This is a genomic window from Rugamonas apoptosis (genome assembly GCF_014042355.1).
Classification (GTDB): Bacteria; Pseudomonadota; Gammaproteobacteria; order Burkholderiales; family Burkholderiaceae_D; genus Rugamonas; species Rugamonas apoptosis.
On sequence record NZ_JACEZU010000002.1, the window covers coordinates 472,397 to 490,239 of the forward strand.

Sequence of the window (17,843 nt, forward strand, 5' to 3'; positions counted from 1 at the left end):
CGAAATTCAGGAGAAAACAACATGGCAGCTAAAGAAGTAATCTTCGGCGACGCAGCGCGCGCCAAAATGGTCGAAGGCGTCAACGTTCTGGCCAACGCAGTCAAAGTCACCCTGGGCCCGAAAGGCCGCAACGTGGTGCTGGAGCGCTCGTTCGGCGCCCCTACCGTGACCAAGGACGGCGTGTCGGTCGCCAAGGAAATCGAACTGAAAGACAAGCTGCAGAACATGGGCGCGCAAATGGTCAAGGAAGTCGCTTCCCGCACCAGCGACAACGCCGGTGACGGCACCACCACCGCGACCGTGCTGGCCCAGGCCATCGTGCGCGAAGGCATGAAGTTCGTGGCCGCCGGCATGAACCCGATGGACCTGAAGCGCGGTATCGACAAAGCTGTCGCCGCCACCGTCGAGCAGATCGCCGCCATCGCCCGTCCTTGCACCACCACCAAGGAAATCGCCCAGGTTGGTTCGATCTCGGCCAACTCGGATTCCTCGATCGGCGAGCGTATCGCTGAAGCGATGGAAAAAGTGGGCAAGGAAGGCGTCATCACCGTGGAAGACGGCAAGTCGCTGAACGACGAGCTGGACATCGTGGAAGGTATGCAGTTCGACCGCGGCTACCTGTCGCCATACTTCATCAACAACCAGGAAAAGCAAGTCGCCATCCTGGAAAACCCGTTCGTGCTGCTGTGCGACAAGAAGATCTCCAACATCCGCGACCTGCTGCCGGTACTGGAACAAGTTGCCAAGGCTGGCCGTCCACTGCTGATCATCGCTGAAGACATCGAAGGCGAAGCGCTGGCGACCCTGGTGGTCAACAACATCCGCGGCATCCTGAAGACCTGCGCCGTGAAAGCCCCAGGCTTCGGCGACCGTCGCAAAGCCATGCTGGAAGACATCGCCATCCTGACCGGTGGCCAGGTAGTGGCTGAAGAAGTTGGCCTGACCCTGGAAAAAATCTCGCTGGCCGAACTGGGCCAAGCCAAGCGCATCGAAGTGGGCAAGGAAAACACCATCGTCATCGACGGCGCTGGCGAAGCTGCCGGCATCGAAGGCCGCGTCAAGCAGATCCGCGTGCAGATCGAAGAAGCGACCTCGGACTACGACCGTGAAAAACTGCAAGAGCGCGTGGCCAAGCTGGCCGGCGGTGTTGCCGTGATCAAGGTTGGCGCTGCCACCGAAGTCGAAATGAAAGAGAAGAAAGCCCGCGTGGAAGACGCCCTGCACGCTACCCGCGCTGCTGTGGAAGAAGGCATTGTGCCAGGCGGCGGCGTTGCCCTGCTGCGTGCCCGCGCTGCCCTGAACGTGAAAGGCGACAACGCCGACCAGGAAGCCGGCATCAAGATCGTGCTGCGCGCCATGGAAGAGCCACTGCGCATGATCGTGCAGAACGCCGGTGAAGAAGCGTCGGTGGTCGTGGCCGCCGTGCTGGCTGGCAAAGGCAACTACGGCTACAACGCCGCCAACGGCACCTACGGCGACATGGTCGAAATGGGCGTGCTGGATCCAGCCAAAGTGACCCGCTCGGCACTGCAGAACGCCGCGTCGATCGCCGGCCTGATGCTGACCACCGACTGCATGGTTGCTGAAATCGCTGAAGACAAAGCAGCTGGCGGCATGGGCGGCATGGGCGGTATGGGTGGCATGGGCGGCATGGACGGCATGATGTAATCGCCGGCTCCCGGCATGCCGGGAGCACCGCAGCCCGCTGCGCGCAATACCCTGATCGGGGACGTAACACAATTGTTTATTGTGTTACGTCCCCGATTTCTTTTTGCGCGGGCACAAAAGCGGCGCGCTGCCGCGCCCTTATAGTGGACGCCAGCGGCGGCCGGACGCCGCGCGGAGGGAGCATGGAACACAGCAACGCGGCGCGCCCCACCATCGCCAGCCAGGACAAACAGTTGGCGTTCGAAGAACAGGCCCGCAAGCTGGGCCTGCGCCCGTGCGACCCGTGGGTGGGTGGCTACGTCGATTACGAATGGGATCATTTGCGGCTGGTGCTCGACCTTCTGCCGCTGCGGCTGGAAGGCTTGTCCGTGCTGGAATTCGGCTGCAACGTGGGCGCCTCGGCCATCCTGTTCGCCTACCTTGGCGCACGCGTGTGCGCCACCGACATCGCGGCCGACTGGGTCACGCTGGCGCGCCTGAACGCGGCGCGCTACGGCGTGGACGGCATCGACTTCATCCATGTGCCCGATTCCTGCCGGCTGCCGTTCGCGGACGGCCAGTTCCAGCTGATCGCCTGCAACAGCGTGCTCGAATATGTGGCCGCCGACGAGCAGCGCGCCGTGCAGCGCGAACTGGACCGCGTGCTGGCGCCCGGCGGCGCCATCCTGCTGACGGGCACCAGCAACCGCCTGTGGCCGCGCGAGGCGCACACGGGCAACTGGCTCATCAACTACCTGCCGCGCGCGTGCGACCGCCTGTGGGGCAAGCCGCTGCAGCGCGGCGTGTGGCCCTGGACGGCGCGCCACGGCTTCGGCCCCCACTACCGCAACCTGGATACGGCCAGCGCCGACAACTATTTCGCCCGTTCGCGGCGTGGCATGGGCACCTCGCCGCACCTGCTGCAGCCGCTGCTGTGGGTCGCCGCCGCGCTGGGCGTGGGGCCGGGATTGCTGGCCCAGCACATCTCCTGTCTGCTGTTGAAACAGCAAGCGCCCTGAACCCGCCGCATTGCCCGCAGGCGGGCTTTGCTTTAGTATGGCCGCTTTCAACCTGCACGCCGCCCCGCTCTCCCGTCCATGGCATTCCGCGCCCCACTTTCCCGCCGCACCACCATCGTCGCCGCGCTGACGGGCGCACTGACCGCGGGCGTGGGCAGCTACTGGCTGCTCCCGGCCGTGGCGGGCACGCCGCCGGCGCCAACGATGCCGGCCGCGTCGGCAACCGCCGCGACGGCACCGGCGCCGGCGCCGGCGCCCGCCCCCGCCACTGCCACTGCCAGCCCGGCGGCCGCTACGGCCACGCCGGCGGCGCCCGCGCACGCCAGCCGCAGCAAGGAGCAAGCCGCCGCCGCGCTGATGGCGCTACCCGAACTGCAAGCCTGGTCCGCGTTGCTGGAAAAGCAGTCGGGCGGCAAGACCCATGGCGCCCTGATCGAATACGATGCCGCCCTGCGCACCGTGCGCGGCAAGAGTTACTGGCAATTCAGCTTCGTGGAAAACAGCGAAGAGGCGGCGCTGCGCTGGGAAAGCTTCCTGCTGTCCACCACCGACGATGAAATCCTGGTGGAAGACCTGGCCAGCGACGAGCTGCTCAGCCTGGAACGGTGGCGCAAGGAAAAGCAGCCCGCCAACCGCAGCGGCGTCGACGGCTGAAAGGGCGCCAGCGCCCTGCCGCCACTCAGGCGGCCGAACGCGCGCCCGCCTGGCTGGCGCCGCTCACCTGCCCTATCCACGTCACCGTCAGCACCGTGATCCCGGCCGCGATCCAGCCGTTGATGCCGTAGCCGGCGATATGGCCGGCGCTGTCGGTCTGCAAGGTCAGCCCGCCCAGCAAGGCGCCCAGGCCGCTGCCCAGTTGCTGCAAGGCCGAGTTGACGCTGAGGAAGGCGCCGCGGCTGGATGGTTCCGGGATGGTCGTCATCAGCGCCTGCAGCGGGATATTGCGGCCCGATACGGACAACATGAAGAACGGGAAGAACGCCATCACGGCCAGCAAGGGCAACTGCGGCAAGTGCGTGATGAACAGGAAGCACAGCGCGGAGAACAGGGCCACGTAGCGGTACACCTGCGGCTTGCCGGCCCGGTCCGACCACACCCCGATCAGGCGCGCGGTGAACAGCGTAACGCAACCGCCAGCCAGGTAGACGTAGGTGATCTGCGCCGGTTCGATTCCCAGGTTCCCCACCAGCACGGGCGAGATGAAGGGGATGATCAGCATGCCCGCCATCATGTTCAGCACCGACAGCAGGAAGGCCCGCAGATGGCGCGGCACGCGGAACAGGCCGAACAGATTGGGCAGCACCTCGGCCAGCGGCGTATTTTGGCTCAGGTGCCCCCGCAACGACGGCAGCACGCCGCTGGCGGCCAGCCACACCAGCAGCGACAACAGCACCAGCAGATAGAACGGCGAGGCCCAGCCAAAGTGGGCCGCCAGCATGATGCCGGTGGGGACGCCCGCCACGGCCGCCATGCTGAACGAGGTCATCACGATCCCCATGGCCGCACCGCGGCGCTGGGCGGGAATCAGGTCGCCGATGATGGCCTGGCCGATGGCGCCCAGCACGCCGCCCGTGAGGCCCGCGAAGGCGCGCGACCACACCAGGGTGGCGAAGTCCGGCGCCAGCGCGCAGGCCAGGTTGGACAGCGTGATCAGCATGAACACCGTCAGCAGCAAGCGCTTGCGGTCGAAGCGGTCGATATAGGTGGCCGCCAGCAAGCCGGACAGCCCGGCGCACCAGGCATAGGCCGACACCGCGCCCGACACGGCCGCGGGTGAAATGGAGAAGGCCCGCATCAGCTGGGGCGCCAGCGGCATCATGACCATGTAGTCCATGATGACGGTGAATTGCGTGAGGGCCAGCAGCCACAGCACGTTGCGCTCGCGCGCGGGAGTCAGGATGGTTGTCACTTATTATTGTCCTTGGAAAGTGAGGGGACGCAGCTGTCAGTCCAGCGCCCCGATGTCGGCGAGGGCGCGGCGCAGGATGGCGCGCACCTGCTCCAGCCGGGCCGGGTCGGGCTGGCCATCGCGGGCGCGCGCATGGACCACATTGCGCAGTTCATGCATGAGGTTGCGGATATCGCCGCGCGCATCGCACGGTTCGCCCATGCGGGCCAGGATGGCGTCCACGAACTGGCGGTTCTCGGCCAGGAAAGCCTCACCTTCGGGGGTAATGGTGTGCAGTTTCTTGTTGCCGTCGGCCGTAGCCGACACATGGCCCATGTCCAGCAGCATGGACAGCAGCGGGTAGATGGCGCCGGGGCTGGGCGTGTAACCGCCGCCGGAGCGTTGCTCCAGTTCCTTGATGATCTCATAGCCATGACGCGGTTTTTCCGCGATCAGTTGCAGCACCACATAGCGCATGGCGCCGGCGTCGAACATCTTCGGCCCGCGCCCGTGGCCGCGCCCGCCGCCGTGGTGGCCGTGCATGAGCGAATGAAAACGATGGGAACCGTGCAGGAATCGGAACATGGGGAACTCCATAAGATATATCGGAATAAGATATATCGTAAACGTATTCCGGCAGAGTTCAAGCAAAAAATTGTAACCAAAGCAAAATCGGGGACGGACTCCGGTTTTCCCACATGGGAAAACCGGAGTCCGTCCCCGATTTTGCTGGTGAGCAGTGTTTTAGCTGTCGAGGTGGGAGATCAGCAGGCGGCGGGTTTCCGATTCGATGCCCTCGCCTTTGCGCTCCAGCACCAATTCGGCGTTCTGGGCGTCCAGTGAAATGCCCACCGACAGGATATCGATCAGCAGCAATTGCAGGATGCGCGAGATCATCGACAGGAAGGTCGTGCTGTCCTCGCTGTGGTCCACCGCCAGGCAAACCGTGGCCTTCTTGGCCAGCGGCGAGTTGCTGGCCGTGATGGCGATGACGTCGGCGCCGGCCGCGCGGGCCGTGTCCACTGCGTCCAGCAGGTCGGGCAGCTTGCCGGAATTGGAGATGGCGATCACCACGTCGCCCGCCTTCAGCAAGCCGGCCGCCAAGCCGAACAAATGCGAATCGCCATACGACGAGGTGGGAATGCGGAAGCGGAAGAACTTGTGCTGACCATCCAGCGCCACCACACGCGAATTGCCCATGGCGTAGAACTCGACCCGCTTGGCCTTGCTGATCAGGGCGATGGCGCGGTCCAGCGAGCGCACGTCCAGCTGGTCGCGGAATTTCAAGATGGCCGACACGGTGTTGTCGATCACCTTGGCGCTCAGGTCGTGCGTGCTGTCGCTCACCCGCACCTGGCTGTGGCGCACGGGGATGGCGCCCGTCAGGCTGCTGGCGAACTTGAGCTTGAAGTCGGCCAGGCCCAAAAAGCCCAGCGAACGGCAGAAGCGGATCACGGTCGGCTGGCTCACTTCGGCCAAACGGGCGATGTCGGCGATCGGTTCATTGAGCACCAGGCGCGGCTGCTCCAGCACCAGGCTGGCCACCCGCTGTTCGGCCGGCGTCAGTTCGTGCTGCAGGTGCTGCACGCGCTCCATCAGCGTGTTGGCGCCGCTGCGTCCGCGCAAGTGTTCGGACAGAATCGTGGCCACGCCGTAGAACGCGGGGTTGGGCGTGGTGATCACATAGGTCGGGATTTCCGACAAATAGCTGGTGAAACGGCCCTTGGCTTCGAAGCGGGCCCGGAACGGCGACGTCTTGAACCACTCGCCCATGCGCGGCACGATGCCGCCGCCGATGAACACGCCGCCGAACGCGCCCAGCGTGACGGCCAGGTTGGCGCTGGCGCCGCCCAGCATGGCGCAGAAGCATTCCAGCACTTCCAGGCACAGCGGGTCTTTGTCCGTCAGCGCGCCGGCAATGATTTCCTGGTTGGTCAGATCGCGCACTTGGCGGCCGTTGCGCTTGGCGATGGCGCGGTAGATGATTTCCATGCCGGGGCCGGAGATCAGGCGTTCGGTCGATACGTGCGACCAGGTTTGCCAGGCGTATTGCAGGATCGAATATTCGCGCTCGTCGGCCGGTGCGAAGTTGGTGTGGCCACCTTCACTGCCCAGCGTGACGAAGCCGTCCACGGTCGGAATCACGCCCGACACGCCGAGGCCCGTACCCGGTCCCAGCACGCCGATCACGGAATTGCTGGCCGGCGCGCCGCCGCCCACCTGCATCAAATCCGCCGGTTTGAGGCCGGGCAGCGACATGGCCAGCGCCGTGAAGTCGTTCACCACCAGCAGCGTGTGCAAGCCCAAGGCGCGGCGCACTTCGTCGGTGGAGAATTCCCAGTCGCGGTTGGTCATGCGCACCTGGTCGCCGCTGACGGGGTTGGCCACCGCCAGCGCCGCGTGGTTCAGCGTGATGTCGCCATGGGCCGACAAATAGGAGCGCAGCATGGCGACGATGTCGGGGAAGTCATCGCACTTGAGCACGCTGACGGCGCGAAACTCGCCGGGTGCCGTCTGCAGCGCGAAGCGGGCGTGGGTGGCGCCGATGTCGGCCAGCAGGCGGGGACCGTCGGCAAAAGCGGTGCGATTGATTTTCGGGTCAACTTCAGCTTGTTTCATTGTCGATACAGTCAATTCGTTGAGCGGCGGGTTTTGTTTGGATGTTAACGCGCCGGAAGGCGGCAAGCATACCCGAAATACTGTTCTTAAAGAAGTTGTTTCAAAATGACCATGACTAGGCATGGCGACGAAGACAGTGCGCTTGCACGGCGAGGCGCCACAACAACGCCATGGGCATTTTGAAACGACTTCCAAGAAGAAAACCCCGCACAAACTGGCTGTGCGGGGTTTGCTGTTGTCTAGCGGCTGGCGTCCGTTTGGGGCGCCAGGCCGAACCAGGCGCCATAGGCCGGCAAGCTGACCTGTTCGCCTTGCACCTGGCCGGGCAGGCCGTAGCCCTGCATCTGCTCGGCCCCGGCCACTTGCGGCAAGGTGAAGCTGACGGGGTCGCCGCCCAGGTTGAAGATGGCGACGATGCCGCGTTCGCCTTCCAGATCGCGCCGCAGCGCCAGCACCGGTTCCGGCGCGTCGAAGAAGGTGATGCCGCCACGGGTCAGCTGCGGCAGCGCGCGGCGCCAGGCGATGAACTTGCGGGTGTAAGCCAGCGACGATTCGGGATCGCTTTCCTGCACGGAGGCGGCGCGCGCAAGCTGGGGCGCCACCACGGGCAGCCATGGCTTGCCGCTGGTGAAGCCGCCATGCGCGGCCGCATCGTCGCTCCAGGCCATCGGCGTACGGCAGCCGTCACGGCCCTTGAATTCCGGCCAGAAGGTGATGCCGTACGGGTCTTGCAGCAGTTCGTAAGGCACGTCCGCTTCCGGGAAAGCCAGCTCGTCGCCCTGGTACAGGCAAGGCGTGCCCTTGAGCGAGAGCTGCATGGCGAGGATCATCTTGGCGAAGGCGACCGGCGCATCCGGGCCGCCCCAGCGGGTGGCCACGCGCTGCACGTCGTGGTTGCCCACCGACCAGGAGGCCCAGCCGCCCTTGACGCGCGCTTCGAACTGCTCGACCTGCTTGCGGATGTACTGGGCCGAGCAGGTCGGCACCAGCAGGTTGAAGCTGTAGGCCATGTGCAGCTTGTCGCCGTCGGCCGTGTAGTCGGCCATCACGGCCAGCGAATCGTCGGCCCCCACTTCACCGATGGCGACGGCGTTGTATTCGTTGAGCAGGCTGCGCAGCTTTTTCAGGAAGGCCAGGTTTTCCGGGCGGCTCTTGTCGTACACGTGGGCCTGCATGCCGTACGGGTTGACGTCGGACACGGTGGCCGTGTCGCGGTTGACGGCCGGCGGATTGCTGCGCAGTTGCGTGTCATGGAAATGGAAGTTGCAGGCGTCCAGGCGGATGCCGTCCACGCCGCGCTCCAGCCAGAAGCGCAGGCAATCGAGGTGGGCTTGCTGCACTTGCGGGTGGTGGAAATTCAGGTCGGGCTGGCTGACGAGGAAGTTGTGCATATAGTACTGGCGGCGGCGGCTGTCCCACTGCCAGGCCGAACCGCCGAACACGGACATCCAGTTGTTGGGCGGATTGCCGTCCGGCAGCGGATCGGCCCACACATACCAGTCAGCCTTGGGATTGTCGCGGCTGGCGCGGCTTTCCTTGAACCACGGATGTTCCTCGGCCGAGTGCGACATCACCTGGTCGATCATGATGCGCAAGCCCAGGCCGTGGGCCTTGGCGATCAGCGCGTCGAAGTCGGCCAAGGTGCCGAACAGGGGATCGACGTCGCAGTAGTCGGACACGTCGTAGCCGAAATCCTTCATCGGCGACTTGAAATACGGTGAAATCCAGACGATATCGACGCCCAGCGATGCGATATAGTCCAGCTTGGCCGTAATACCGGGCAAATCGCCCACGCCGTCGCCATTGGTATCGAGGAAGCTGCGGGGATACACTTGATAGATGATGGCTTCGCGCCACCACTGGCGTTGCTGATCGGCAGGCTGGGAGAGTTGTTTGGTCATGGCAGGGCCCGATGTTGAATTTGTAGACAATATACATTAGAAGTATGCATTTTTCAACGTGGAGACGGTTTTCGCAACATCAAGCAAAAACCAATTAAATCAATAACTTACAAAGTTAAATGGAAGCAGGAGCAGCAATGACTAGTAGTCAAACTACACAAATAAGATCACAGAACGAGGAATTGGAGGCTGGCAACGGCCCGATGCCGAAGCAAATCCCCTACATCATCGCCAACGAGGGTTGCGAGCGCTTCAGCTTCTACGGCATGCGCAACATCCTCACGCCCTTCCTGATCAGCACGCTGCTGCTGTTCCTGCCCCAGGCCGAGCGGGCCGGTGAAGCCAAGCATGTGTTCCACACCTTTGTGATCGGGGTCTATTTCTTCCCCCTGCTGGGTGGCTGGCTGGCCGACCGCCTGTTCGGCAAGTACAACACCATTTTCTGGATGAGCATGATCTACGTGGCCGGCCACGCCTGCCTCGCCATCTTCGAGAACAATCTGCAAGGCTTTTACACGGGCCTGTTCCTGATCGCGTTCGGTTCGGGCGGCATCAAGCCGCTGGTGGTGTCGTTCATGGGCGACCAGTTCGACCAGACCAACAAGAAGCGCGCCAAGGTAGTGTTTGACGCTTTCTACTGGATCATCAACTTCGGCTCCTTCTTCGCCTCGCTGTTGATGCCCATCTTCCTGCGCGATTTCGGTCCCGCCGTGGCGTTCGGCATTCCCGGCGTGCTGATGGCCATCGCCACCCTGGTGTTCTGGATGGGGAACAAGAAATACGTGCACGTGCCGCCGGCGCCAGCCGATCCCCATTCCGTGCTGCGGGTGGCGCGCACGGCGCTGCTGGCGCGCCAGCCCGGCCAGTCCCGCCCCGGCCTGACGGTGGCGGTGATGGGCGCGGCCGGCGCCGTCGCTTCGCTGTGCATGACGCCCCTGTGGGGCTTTGTGATCGCGGCCTGCCTGGCCGTGGTGCTGCTGCTGGCCTTTGGCGGCATGGGCACGGCCATGCAACTGGAACGGGCCCGTGGCGCCCACCCGGACGAGACCATCGAGGGCGTGCGCGCCGTGCTGCGCATCCTGATCGTGTTTTCGCTGGTCACGCCGTTCTGGTCGCTATTCGACCAGAAGGCCTCGACCTGGATCGTACAGGCCAACGACATGAGCAAGCCGGACTGGTTCCTGCCGGCGCAGATGCAGGCGCTCAACCCCATGCTGGTGATGCTGCTGATCCCGTTCAACAACTTGCTGCTGTATCCCATGCTGCGCCGCCTGGGCTGGGAACCGACCACGCTGCGCCGCATGACGGGCGGGATCGCCTTCTCGTCGCTGGCCTGGCTCGTGATCGGCGCCATCCAGTTGCAGATGGACGGCGGCACGGCCACCTCCATCGCGTGGCAGATCCTGCCCTACACCTTGCTGACGTTCGGTGAAGTGCTGGTGTCGACCTCGGGACTGGAATTCGCGTACAGCCAGGCGCCAGCGTCCATGAAGGGCACCATCATGAGCTTGTGGAGCCTGGCCGTCACCATCGGCAGCCTGTGGGTATTGATCGTCAACGCGGGCGTCAAGAACGATGGCATCACGGCCATGATCGCCACGACGGGCCTCAGCCCGATCGCGTTCCAGATGTTCTTCTTTGCCGCCTTCGCGCTGGCCGCATCCGCCCTGTTCGGCTGGTACGCGCGCAGCTACCGCATGGTGGACCACTACCGCAAGGCCTGAGCCTTACCTCCCGCCTTGGGCGGAAATCCGCATCCGGCACCACGCCGATGGCGGATTTCCGCCCTGAATGCTGATGGCACCCAAGCGACGCGCCATCGCGAGCCGATATAAATCAATACCTTAGCGTTCACGAAGGCGTCTCCTTGTGGCTGGCACAGAACCTGCAATTGCTTCTGGACACAACCACAACGGAGACCAGCATGTCCAAGTACCGCCTGATCGCGCTCGCCGCCGCCGTCCTCTGCACCGCCGCCCAGGCGGAAGATGTCGTCCGGCTCGGCAATCTCAAATTCGCCCACTATGGCGCCGTTTCCTACATCAAGGAAATCGCGCCCAAGTGCGGCATCAAAGTGGAAGAACACGTTTTCGCCAAAGGGCCGGATGTGATGCAAGCCATCCTGGCCGGTGAACTGGACGTGGGCGCCACCGCCTCCGAGGCCGCCATTTCCGGCCGCGCCAACGGAGCGCCCATCTACGTCGTCGCCGGTTTCGCCAAAGGCGGCGCGCGCCTGGTCGCGCGCCCCGATGTCGGCGTCAAGTCCATCAAGGATTTGAAGGGTAAAAAAGTCGGCGTGACGCGCGGCGGCATCCATGAAGTGCTGCTGGTGGCGGAGCTGGCCCAGCACGGCCTGACGGCCTCCGACCAGCCGGGCAAGGATGTGCAACTGGTGTACCTGGCGTTCGCCGATCTGAACCAGGCGCTGTTGGGCAAGAACCTGGACGCCATCATGCAAAGCGAACCGCAGTCGTCGCAAGCCATCAACAAGGGCTATGGCGTGGAGGTGATGAAGCCCTACGACACGCCGATCGGCGCGCCCGTGCGCACCATGGTCATGAGCGAGAAGTTCTACAAGGAGCACCGCGCCGTGGCGGCCAAGTTCATGAACTGCTTCGTGCAGTCCACCAAACTGTTCATCGACAACAAGGCCGTGGCCGAGAAATACGTGCGCGAAGTGATCTTCAAGAACCAGATCACCAAGGATGATTTCGAGGACGCCATCAGCAATTCGCCCTACAGCTACGACGTCACGGCCGAACATATCCAGGTCACCACCGACGTCATGGCCAAGACCGGCACCGGCAAGATGCGCACCCCGCCCGTGGCCAAGGACTGGGTCCGGACCGACTTGCTGGAAGCGGCCAAAAAAAGCCTCAACATTCAATAAGCGGGGGACACCATGAAACAACAACACTGGCGTGAACTCGCCGCCGGCATTGTGGTGCCGGTCCTTGTCGTCGCCCTGTGGCAGATCACCGCCATGCTGGGCTGGGTCAACCCGCAGGTGCTGCCGTCGCCGGCGGCCGTGGTGCACAAGTGGTTCGAATACCTGCTGCCCTTGCAGCCCTACGATCCGGCCGCCGGTTCCTGGCTGGCGTGGGCCGTTTCCGGTGAGCTGGTGGGCGACACCTTGAGCAGCATGTACCGTGTGGTGGTGGGCTTTGCGGTGGGCGCGGGACTGGCGCTGCCGCTGGGCCTCGTCATGGGGTCGAGCAAGCGCATGTACGCATGGCTCAATCCACTGATGCAGGTGCTGCGCCCCATCCCGCCGATCGCCTACATTCCGCTGGCGATTTTGTGGTTCGGGCTCGGTAACGCGCCGGCCGTGTTCCTGATCGCGCTGGGCGCTTTCTTCCCGGTGCTGATGAACACCATCGCCGGCGTGCGCCAGGTGGACGGCATCTACATCCGTGCCGCCCGCAACCTGGGCGTGGGCCAGCACACCATGTTCGTGCGCGTGATGCTGCCGGCCGCCGTGCCGTACATCCTGTCGGGTGTACGGATCGGCATCGGCACCGCCTTCATCGTCGTCATCGTGTCCGAGATGATCGCCGTGAACAACGGGCTGGGCTTCCGTATTCTGGAAGCGCGCGAGTACTTCTGGTCGGACAAGATCATCGCCGGCATGATCAGCATCGGCTTGCTGGGGCTGGCGATCGACGTGGCCATGAACAAATTGAACAACCATTTGCTGCGCTGGCACCGCGGCCTGGAGAACTAAGATGAGCGCATCCCATATCGCCGTACGCGGCGTCAACAAAGTGTTCCAGGCCGATGGCCGCGAAGTCGTCGCGCTGAAAAACATCGAACTCGATATCCCGCAAGGCCAGTTCGTGTGCCTGCTGGGGCCATCGGGCTGCGGCAAGTCCACCCTGCTCAACGCGGTGGCGGGCTTCTCGCTGCCCTCGTCGGGCACCATCCACGCGGACGGCAAGCTGGTGACAGGCCCCGGCCCGGAACGCGGCATGGTGTTCCAGGAATACGCGCTGTTCCCTTGGATGACGGTGGCGAAGAATATCGCCTTCGGCCAGGAGATCAAGGGCATGGGCCAGCGCGAGATCGACGCCAAGGTGGTGGAGCTGTTGAAGATGCTGTCGCTGCAGGACTTCGCGCAGCGCTATCCAAAAGACCTGTCGGGCGGCATGCGCCAGCGGGTGGCCATCGCCCGCGTGCTGGCACTCGATTCGCCCATCATGCTGATGGATGAACCGTTCGGCGCATTGGACGCGCTGACCCGGCGCAACCTGCAGGATGAGCTGCTACGCATCTGGTCGGAGCTGAAGAAGACCATCATCTTCGTCACCCACAGCATCGAGGAAGCGATCTACCTGGCCGACCGCATCATCGTCATGACCTACCGCCCCGGCACAGTCAAGCGCGACATGCTGGTGGACTTGCCACGGCTGCGCGACCCCGCCGCCGCCGAGTTCAACGCCCTCAAGCGCGAACTGGGGCAGCTGGTGATGGAGGAGCAGCAGCGCCACCACAACGACGAGATCCGCCTCGCCGCCGTGGATTGAGCCTGCCAGGGTCCGTCCCCACCGCCGGCGAGGGGACGGCCCCTTCGCTGGCAAGGGGACGGACCCTTCATCAGTTGACGTGGCCGTAGTCCGCGCCCCGTCATGTGGGTCCGTCCCCTGTTTCCGCGCTGCGGGCCCGCACGCGCCCACCCCGCAATACTGTACAGTACCAACCATGAAGCGCGCCCCCTCCTCCCTGCTGCTGATCCCGGCCCTGATCGCCGCCGCCTGCATCATGGCGGGCGCCTGGCTGCTGGGCACCCGTCACGCCCGCGCCGAGCTGCAGGACCAGGCCCAGCGCCAGCTGCAACTGATCGCCCCCGACCTGCAATCGGTGCTGCAAAAATTCGAAACCCTGCCCTTCGTACTGGGCTTCCAGCCCGACCTGATCCAGGCCCTGGCCCACCCGGACGACCCGCAAGCCATCGCCCGCCTGAACAGCACCCTGCACACCATCCAGCAGCAGGCCAAGGTGGGCGCCATCTACGTGATGAACCGCGACGGCCTCACGCTGGGCGCCAGCAACTGGGACCAGCCGCTGGGCTTCGTCGGCAAGAACTTCTCCTACCGCCCCTACTTCCACGCCGCCCTGCACGGCCAGGCGGGCCGCTTCTACGGCATTGGCACCAGCACCAGCGAGGCCGGCTACTTCATCGCCCAACCCGTCTACCGCGACGGCAGCGCGCGCGGCGCCGTGGCTGGCGTGGTGGCCGTCAAGATCAGCCTGGCCGAATTCGAACGGACCTGGCGCAGCAGCGCCGATCCCATCGTGCTGGCCGACCGCAGCGGCGTGATCTTCCTCAGCAACCGGCCGGACTGGATCTACCGCAGCCTGCGCCAGCTGGACGCGGCCACCGTGCAGGAATTGGCACGCACCCAGCAATACCTGGGCAAACCCATCGCACCGCTGCCCGCCAACGTCCTCGCGCCCATCGCGCCTGTCACGCAACCGGTCGGTGAACTGGGGTGGCAATTGATGCTGTTCCCCGGCCAGGACCGCGTGTCGCGCGCCGGCGCACAGTGGGCGCTGGCGGCGGCGCTGCTGCTGGCCTGCGCGGCCGCGTCCAGTTGGGCCATCCACCAGCGCCGCCGCCGGCTGGAGGAAGCCCAGGCTTCGCGCGCCGCGCTGCAACGGGCCGCGCTGCAACTGGAGGACCGCATCGCCGAGCGCACCGGCCAACTCAGCCAGACCAACGCCAGCCTGGAAGCGCGCTACGCCAAGCTGCAGGAAACGGAACAGCTGCTGCGTTCGACCCAGAATGAACTGATCCAGGCCGGCAAACTGGCCATGCTGGGCCAGATGGCGGCCGGCGTCACGCATGAACTGAACCAACCGCTGGCCGCCATCCGCGCCTTCGCGGATAACGCCCGCACCTTCCTGGAACGGGGCATGACGGTGCAAGCGGCCGGCAACCTGGGACACATCGCCGATGCCAGCGCGCGCATGGGCGCCATCATCAGCCAGCTCAAAGGCTTCGCACGCAAGGATGAAAGCGTGGCCACGGTGGACCTGGCGGCCTGCGTACGGGCCGCCTGCTTCCTGCTGCAAAGCGAATTCCGCCGGCTCGACGTTGCGCTGGAGGTGACGGCCGAGAATAACTGCTGCAAGGTGACCGGCGATGCCGTGCGCATCGAACAGGTGCTGATCAACCTGCTGCGCAACGCGCTCGACGCCGTGGAGGCGGGCGCGCCTGGCGCGCCGCGCCGCGTGAGCGTGGCGCTCGCGTGCGCGGGGGCGCACGGACCTGCGCACGACCATGTGCGCGAACATGCGTACGACCATGCATATGCCCTGGTGAGCATCAGCGACAGCGGCCCTGGCATACCGGAACAGGTGGTCGCCCACCTGTTCGAACCGTTTTTCACCACCAAGCCGTCCGGCAAGGGACTGGGGCTGGGACTGGCGATTTCGTCGTCCATCGTGCAGGCCATGAACGGCCAGCTCACGGCCCGCAACCTGCCGGACGGCGGCGCGCGTTTCGAACTGCGCCTGCCACTGTTGATAGAAGGAGAAATGTGAAGTGAGCGCGATGCAAGCGATCTTGATTGAAGATGAGGCGGCGCTGCGGCTGGCCACCAGCCAGACCCTGGAGCTGGGCGGCTTTACCGTGCAAGCTTGCGCCAGCGCGGAGGAAGCGCTGCCCCTGCTGCGGCCCGACTACGGCGGGGTGGTGGTGACGGACGTGCGCCTGCCGGGCCGCAGCGGACTGGAACTGCTGGAGCAGGTGGTGGCGCTGGACGCGGAACTGCCCGTCATCGTCGTCACCGGCCACGGCGACGTCAGCATGGCGGTGGCGGCCATGCGCGGCGGCGCCTACGACTTCATCGAAAAGCCATTCGCCGCCGAGCGCCTGCAGGAGACGGTGCGCCGCGCCCAGGAACGGCGCGCGCTGGTGCTGGAGAACCGCGCGCTGCGCACCCAGCGCGCCCTGCATCCCGACCTGCCGGACCTGGTGGGCCGCTCCGAGGCCATCGAGCGCGTGAAGACCATGATCCGCAACGTGGCGCCGGCCGCCGTCGATGTGCTGATCCACGGCCAGACCGGCACCGGCAAGGAAGTGGTGGCCCGGCTGCTGCACGCGGCCAGCGGCCGCAAGGGTCAGTTCGTGGCCATCAATTGCGGCGCCCTGCCCGAATCCGTGTTCGAGAGCGAGATCTTCGGCCACGAGGCGGGCGCCTTCACGGGCGCGCAAAAACGCCGCATCGGCAAGCTGGAATACGCCAACGGCGGCACCGTGTTCCTGGACGAAATCGAGAGCATGCCGATGGCGCTGCAAGTCAAGCTGCTGCGCGTGCTGCAGGAACGCCGGCTGGAACGGCTGGGCGGCAACGACAGCATCGCGCTCGATTGCCGCGTGGTGGCCGCCACCAAGACCGACCTACTGCAACTGGCGGCCCAGGGCCTGTTCCGCGAAGACCTGTACTACCGCATCGGCGTGGTCAGTTTGGAGCTGCCCCGCCTGCACGACCGGCCCGACGATATTCCGCTGCTGCTGGCCCATTTCGTACAGGACGCAGCGGCCCGCTTCCAGCGCCCCGTGCCCGTCTGGAGCGCGCAGCAGATGGCGCAGTGGCAGGCCGCCGACTGGCCTGGCAACGTACGCGAACTGCGCAACTTCGCGGAGCGGCTGGTGCTGGGGGTGGCGCCAATGCCGGCCAGTGGCGCGGCCATCGGCGCGGCGCCGTCCGATACCGCTGGCCCGCCGTGCGCGGCAGTGACCGGCTCCTCCCTGCCCCAGCAAGTCGACCAGTTCGAGCGCGAACTGATCGTGCGTGCGCTCGACGCAGTGGACGGTAACGTGTCGCTGGCCGCCGACCACCTGGCCGTGCCCCGCAAGACCCTGTACGACAAGCTCAAAAAGTACCAAATCGGCACGGGCAGGAAATAGCTGCGGCGCGGGAGTACTATCGAAGCCAATCTGGAAAAGCGCGATGCGTCATTTTCCTTTGATGAAGCGAAAACCAACGTCGCCGCACTAACGCAAGCGCTTGAAAGTGCTGGCTACCTCATTCGGGACGCGGACTATATTTTTTTGATCGATTGGTTGATGGCCTGCATTTGCCGCTCATTGCGTTCGCTGTAGCGGTTCGTCAGGTAGTCGGTGCGGCCACGCAGCAGCAGCGTCATTTTGAACAGTTCCTCCATGACATCGACCACCCGGTCGTAGTAGCCCGAGTGGCGCATGCGGCCGGCTTCGTCGAATTCCCTATACGCCATCGGAACAGACGACTGGTTCGGGATGGTGAACATGCGCATCCAGCGGCCAAGAAGGCGCAGCGTGTTGACCACATTAAAAGACTGCGAACCGCCGCATACCTGCATGACCGCCAGCGTGCGTCCCTGGCTTGGCCGTACCGCACCCTGTTCGAGCGGTATCCAGTCGATCTGGTTCTTCATCACCGCCGTCACGGCGCCATGACGCTCCGGGCTGCACCATACCTGGCCCTCGGACCACAGACAAAGCGCCCGAAGCTCCACCACCTTGGGATGATCCTCCGGCACGCTGCCAACCATCGGCAACTCCATCGGATTGAAGATTCTGACCTCGGCGCCCAAGTGCTCCAGGATGCGCGCCGCTTCCTCGGTCAGGAAACGGCTGAACGAGCGCTCGCGCAGGGAGCCGTATAGCATCAGGATGCGCGGCGGATGGTTCATGTCGCCAACGGGCGCCAGCTTGTCGATGGTCGGGATATCGAGCAGTTCCGTCTTGATGTTTGGCAGATCTGGGATGGTCATGGTTAAGCT

The 17,843-nt window shown here is 64.8% G+C and carries 14 protein-coding genes; 9 read left to right on the forward strand and 5 right to left on the reverse strand.

Annotated features, from left to right (window positions below; all coding sequences use genetic code 11):
• Positions 1-21: 21 nt before the first annotated feature.
• From groL to H3H39_RS05855, 3 genes are all read left to right on the forward strand, one after another.
• Positions 22-1,668, forward strand: coding sequence for a chaperonin GroEL (gene groL, locus H3H39_RS05845; protein WP_182152398.1), 1,647 nt, complete (start codon positions 22-24; stop codon positions 1,666-1,668).
• A gap of 182 nt (positions 1,669-1,850) precedes the next feature.
• On the forward strand, positions 1,851-2,666 hold the full coding sequence (locus H3H39_RS05850) for a class I SAM-dependent methyltransferase (RefSeq protein ID WP_182152399.1): 816 nt from the start codon (positions 1,851-1,853) through the stop codon (positions 2,664-2,666).
• Positions 2,667-2,744: 78 nt separating this feature from the next.
• On the forward strand, positions 2,745-3,320 hold the full coding sequence (locus H3H39_RS05855; protein ID WP_229217882.1) for a hypothetical protein: 576 nt from the start codon (positions 2,745-2,747) through the stop codon (positions 3,318-3,320).
• Between the two features lie 25 nt (positions 3,321-3,345).
• On the opposite strand, the gene H3H39_RS05860 is transcribed toward H3H39_RS05855, so the two are convergent.
• The 4 genes from H3H39_RS05860 to H3H39_RS05875 form a co-directional block, all read right to left on the reverse strand.
• Entirely contained in the window at positions 3,346-4,575 is a 1,230-nt protein-coding gene (locus tag H3H39_RS05860) for an MFS transporter (RefSeq protein ID WP_182152400.1), read from the reverse strand.
• Between the two features lie 36 nt (positions 4,576-4,611).
• Complete coding sequence (locus tag H3H39_RS05865; protein WP_182152401.1) at positions 4,612-5,139, reverse strand: PadR family transcriptional regulator; 528 nt, start codon at positions 5,137-5,139, stop codon at positions 4,612-4,614.
• Positions 5,140-5,298: 159 nt separating this feature from the next.
• The gene (locus H3H39_RS05870) at positions 5,299-7,173 is read right to left on the reverse strand and encodes a glucokinase (protein ID WP_182152402.1); all 1,875 of its coding nucleotides are present in this window, start codon (positions 7,171-7,173) and stop codon (positions 5,299-5,301) included.
• A gap of 239 nt (positions 7,174-7,412) precedes the next feature.
• On the reverse strand, positions 7,413-9,074 hold the full coding sequence (locus tag H3H39_RS05875; protein WP_182152403.1) for an alpha-amylase family glycosyl hydrolase: 1,662 nt from the start codon (positions 9,072-9,074) through the stop codon (positions 7,413-7,415).
• 203 nt (positions 9,075-9,277) lie between these two features.
• Here H3H39_RS05875 and H3H39_RS05880 point away from each other — a divergent pair, with 203 nt between their 5' ends.
• From H3H39_RS05880 to H3H39_RS05905, 6 genes are all read left to right on the forward strand, one after another.
• The gene (locus tag H3H39_RS05880; protein ID WP_182152404.1) at positions 9,278-10,798 is read left to right on the forward strand and encodes a POT-type proton-dependent oligopeptide transporter; all 1,521 of its coding nucleotides are present in this window, start codon (positions 9,278-9,280) and stop codon (positions 10,796-10,798) included.
• 200 nt (positions 10,799-10,998) lie between these two features.
• Positions 10,999-11,964, forward strand: a complete 966-nt coding sequence (locus tag H3H39_RS05885) for an ABC transporter substrate-binding protein (protein ID WP_182152405.1) — start codon at positions 10,999-11,001, stop codon at positions 11,962-11,964.
• Positions 11,965-11,976: 12 nt separating this feature from the next.
• Positions 11,977-12,798: an ABC transporter permease gene (locus H3H39_RS05890; RefSeq protein WP_182152406.1), complete on the forward strand. Its 822-nt coding sequence runs from the start codon at positions 11,977-11,979 to the stop codon at positions 12,796-12,798.
• A gap of 1 nt (position 12,799) precedes the next feature.
• A complete protein-coding gene (locus tag H3H39_RS05895) occupies positions 12,800-13,597 on the forward strand; it encodes an ABC transporter ATP-binding protein (RefSeq protein ID WP_182152407.1) in 798 nt (265 codons plus the stop codon).
• Between the two features lie 175 nt (positions 13,598-13,772).
• The gene (locus H3H39_RS05900) at positions 13,773-15,617 is read left to right on the forward strand and encodes a sensor histidine kinase (RefSeq protein ID WP_182152408.1); all 1,845 of its coding nucleotides are present in this window, start codon (positions 13,773-13,775) and stop codon (positions 15,615-15,617) included.
• A gap of 10 nt (positions 15,618-15,627) precedes the next feature.
• The gene (locus H3H39_RS05905; protein WP_182152562.1) at positions 15,628-16,986 is read left to right on the forward strand and encodes a sigma-54-dependent transcriptional regulator; all 1,359 of its coding nucleotides are present in this window, start codon (positions 15,628-15,630) and stop codon (positions 16,984-16,986) included.
• Between the two features lie 134 nt (positions 16,987-17,120).
• Here H3H39_RS05905 and arsH read toward each other — a convergent pair whose 3' ends face one another.
• A complete protein-coding gene (gene arsH / locus H3H39_RS05910; protein WP_182152409.1) occupies positions 17,121-17,834 on the reverse strand; it encodes an arsenical resistance protein ArsH in 714 nt (237 codons plus the stop codon).
• Positions 17,835-17,843 lie beyond the last annotated feature (9 nt).

What these genes read in the sequence shown, in the direction of transcription:
- groL (WP_182152398.1), top strand. Translation starts at nt 22, where the DNA reads ATGGCAGCTAAAGAAGTAATCTTCGGCGACGCAGCGCGCGCCAAAATG.
- H3H39_RS05850 (WP_182152399.1), top strand. Translation starts at nt 1,851, where the DNA reads ATGGAACACAGCAACGCGGCGCGCCCCACCATCGCCAGCCAGGACAAA.
- H3H39_RS05855 (WP_229217882.1), top strand. Translation starts at nt 2,745, where the DNA reads ATGGCATTCCGCGCCCCACTTTCCCGCCGCACCACCATCGTCGCCGCG.
- H3H39_RS05865 (WP_182152401.1), bottom strand. Translation starts at nt 5,139, where the DNA reads ATGTTCCGATTCCTGCACGGTTCCCATCGTTTTCATTCGCTCATGCAC.
- H3H39_RS05870 (WP_182152402.1), bottom strand. Translation starts at nt 7,173, where the DNA reads ATGAAACAAGCTGAAGTTGACCCGAAAATCAATCGCACCGCTTTTGCC.
- H3H39_RS05875 (WP_182152403.1), bottom strand. Translation starts at nt 9,074, where the DNA reads ATGACCAAACAACTCTCCCAGCCTGCCGATCAGCAACGCCAGTGGTGG.
- H3H39_RS05880 (WP_182152404.1), top strand. Translation starts at nt 9,278, where the DNA reads ATGCCGAAGCAAATCCCCTACATCATCGCCAACGAGGGTTGCGAGCGC.
- H3H39_RS05885 (WP_182152405.1), top strand. Translation starts at nt 10,999, where the DNA reads ATGTCCAAGTACCGCCTGATCGCGCTCGCCGCCGCCGTCCTCTGCACC.
- H3H39_RS05890 (WP_182152406.1), top strand. Translation starts at nt 11,977, where the DNA reads ATGAAACAACAACACTGGCGTGAACTCGCCGCCGGCATTGTGGTGCCG.
- H3H39_RS05895 (WP_182152407.1), top strand. Translation starts at nt 12,800, where the DNA reads ATGAGCGCATCCCATATCGCCGTACGCGGCGTCAACAAAGTGTTCCAG.
- H3H39_RS05900 (WP_182152408.1), top strand. Translation starts at nt 13,773, where the DNA reads ATGAAGCGCGCCCCCTCCTCCCTGCTGCTGATCCCGGCCCTGATCGCC.
- H3H39_RS05905 (WP_182152562.1), top strand. Translation starts at nt 15,628, where the DNA reads ATGCAAGCGATCTTGATTGAAGATGAGGCGGCGCTGCGGCTGGCCACC.
- arsH (WP_182152409.1), bottom strand. Translation starts at nt 17,834, where the DNA reads ATGACCATCCCAGATCTGCCAAACATCAAGACGGAACTGCTCGATATC.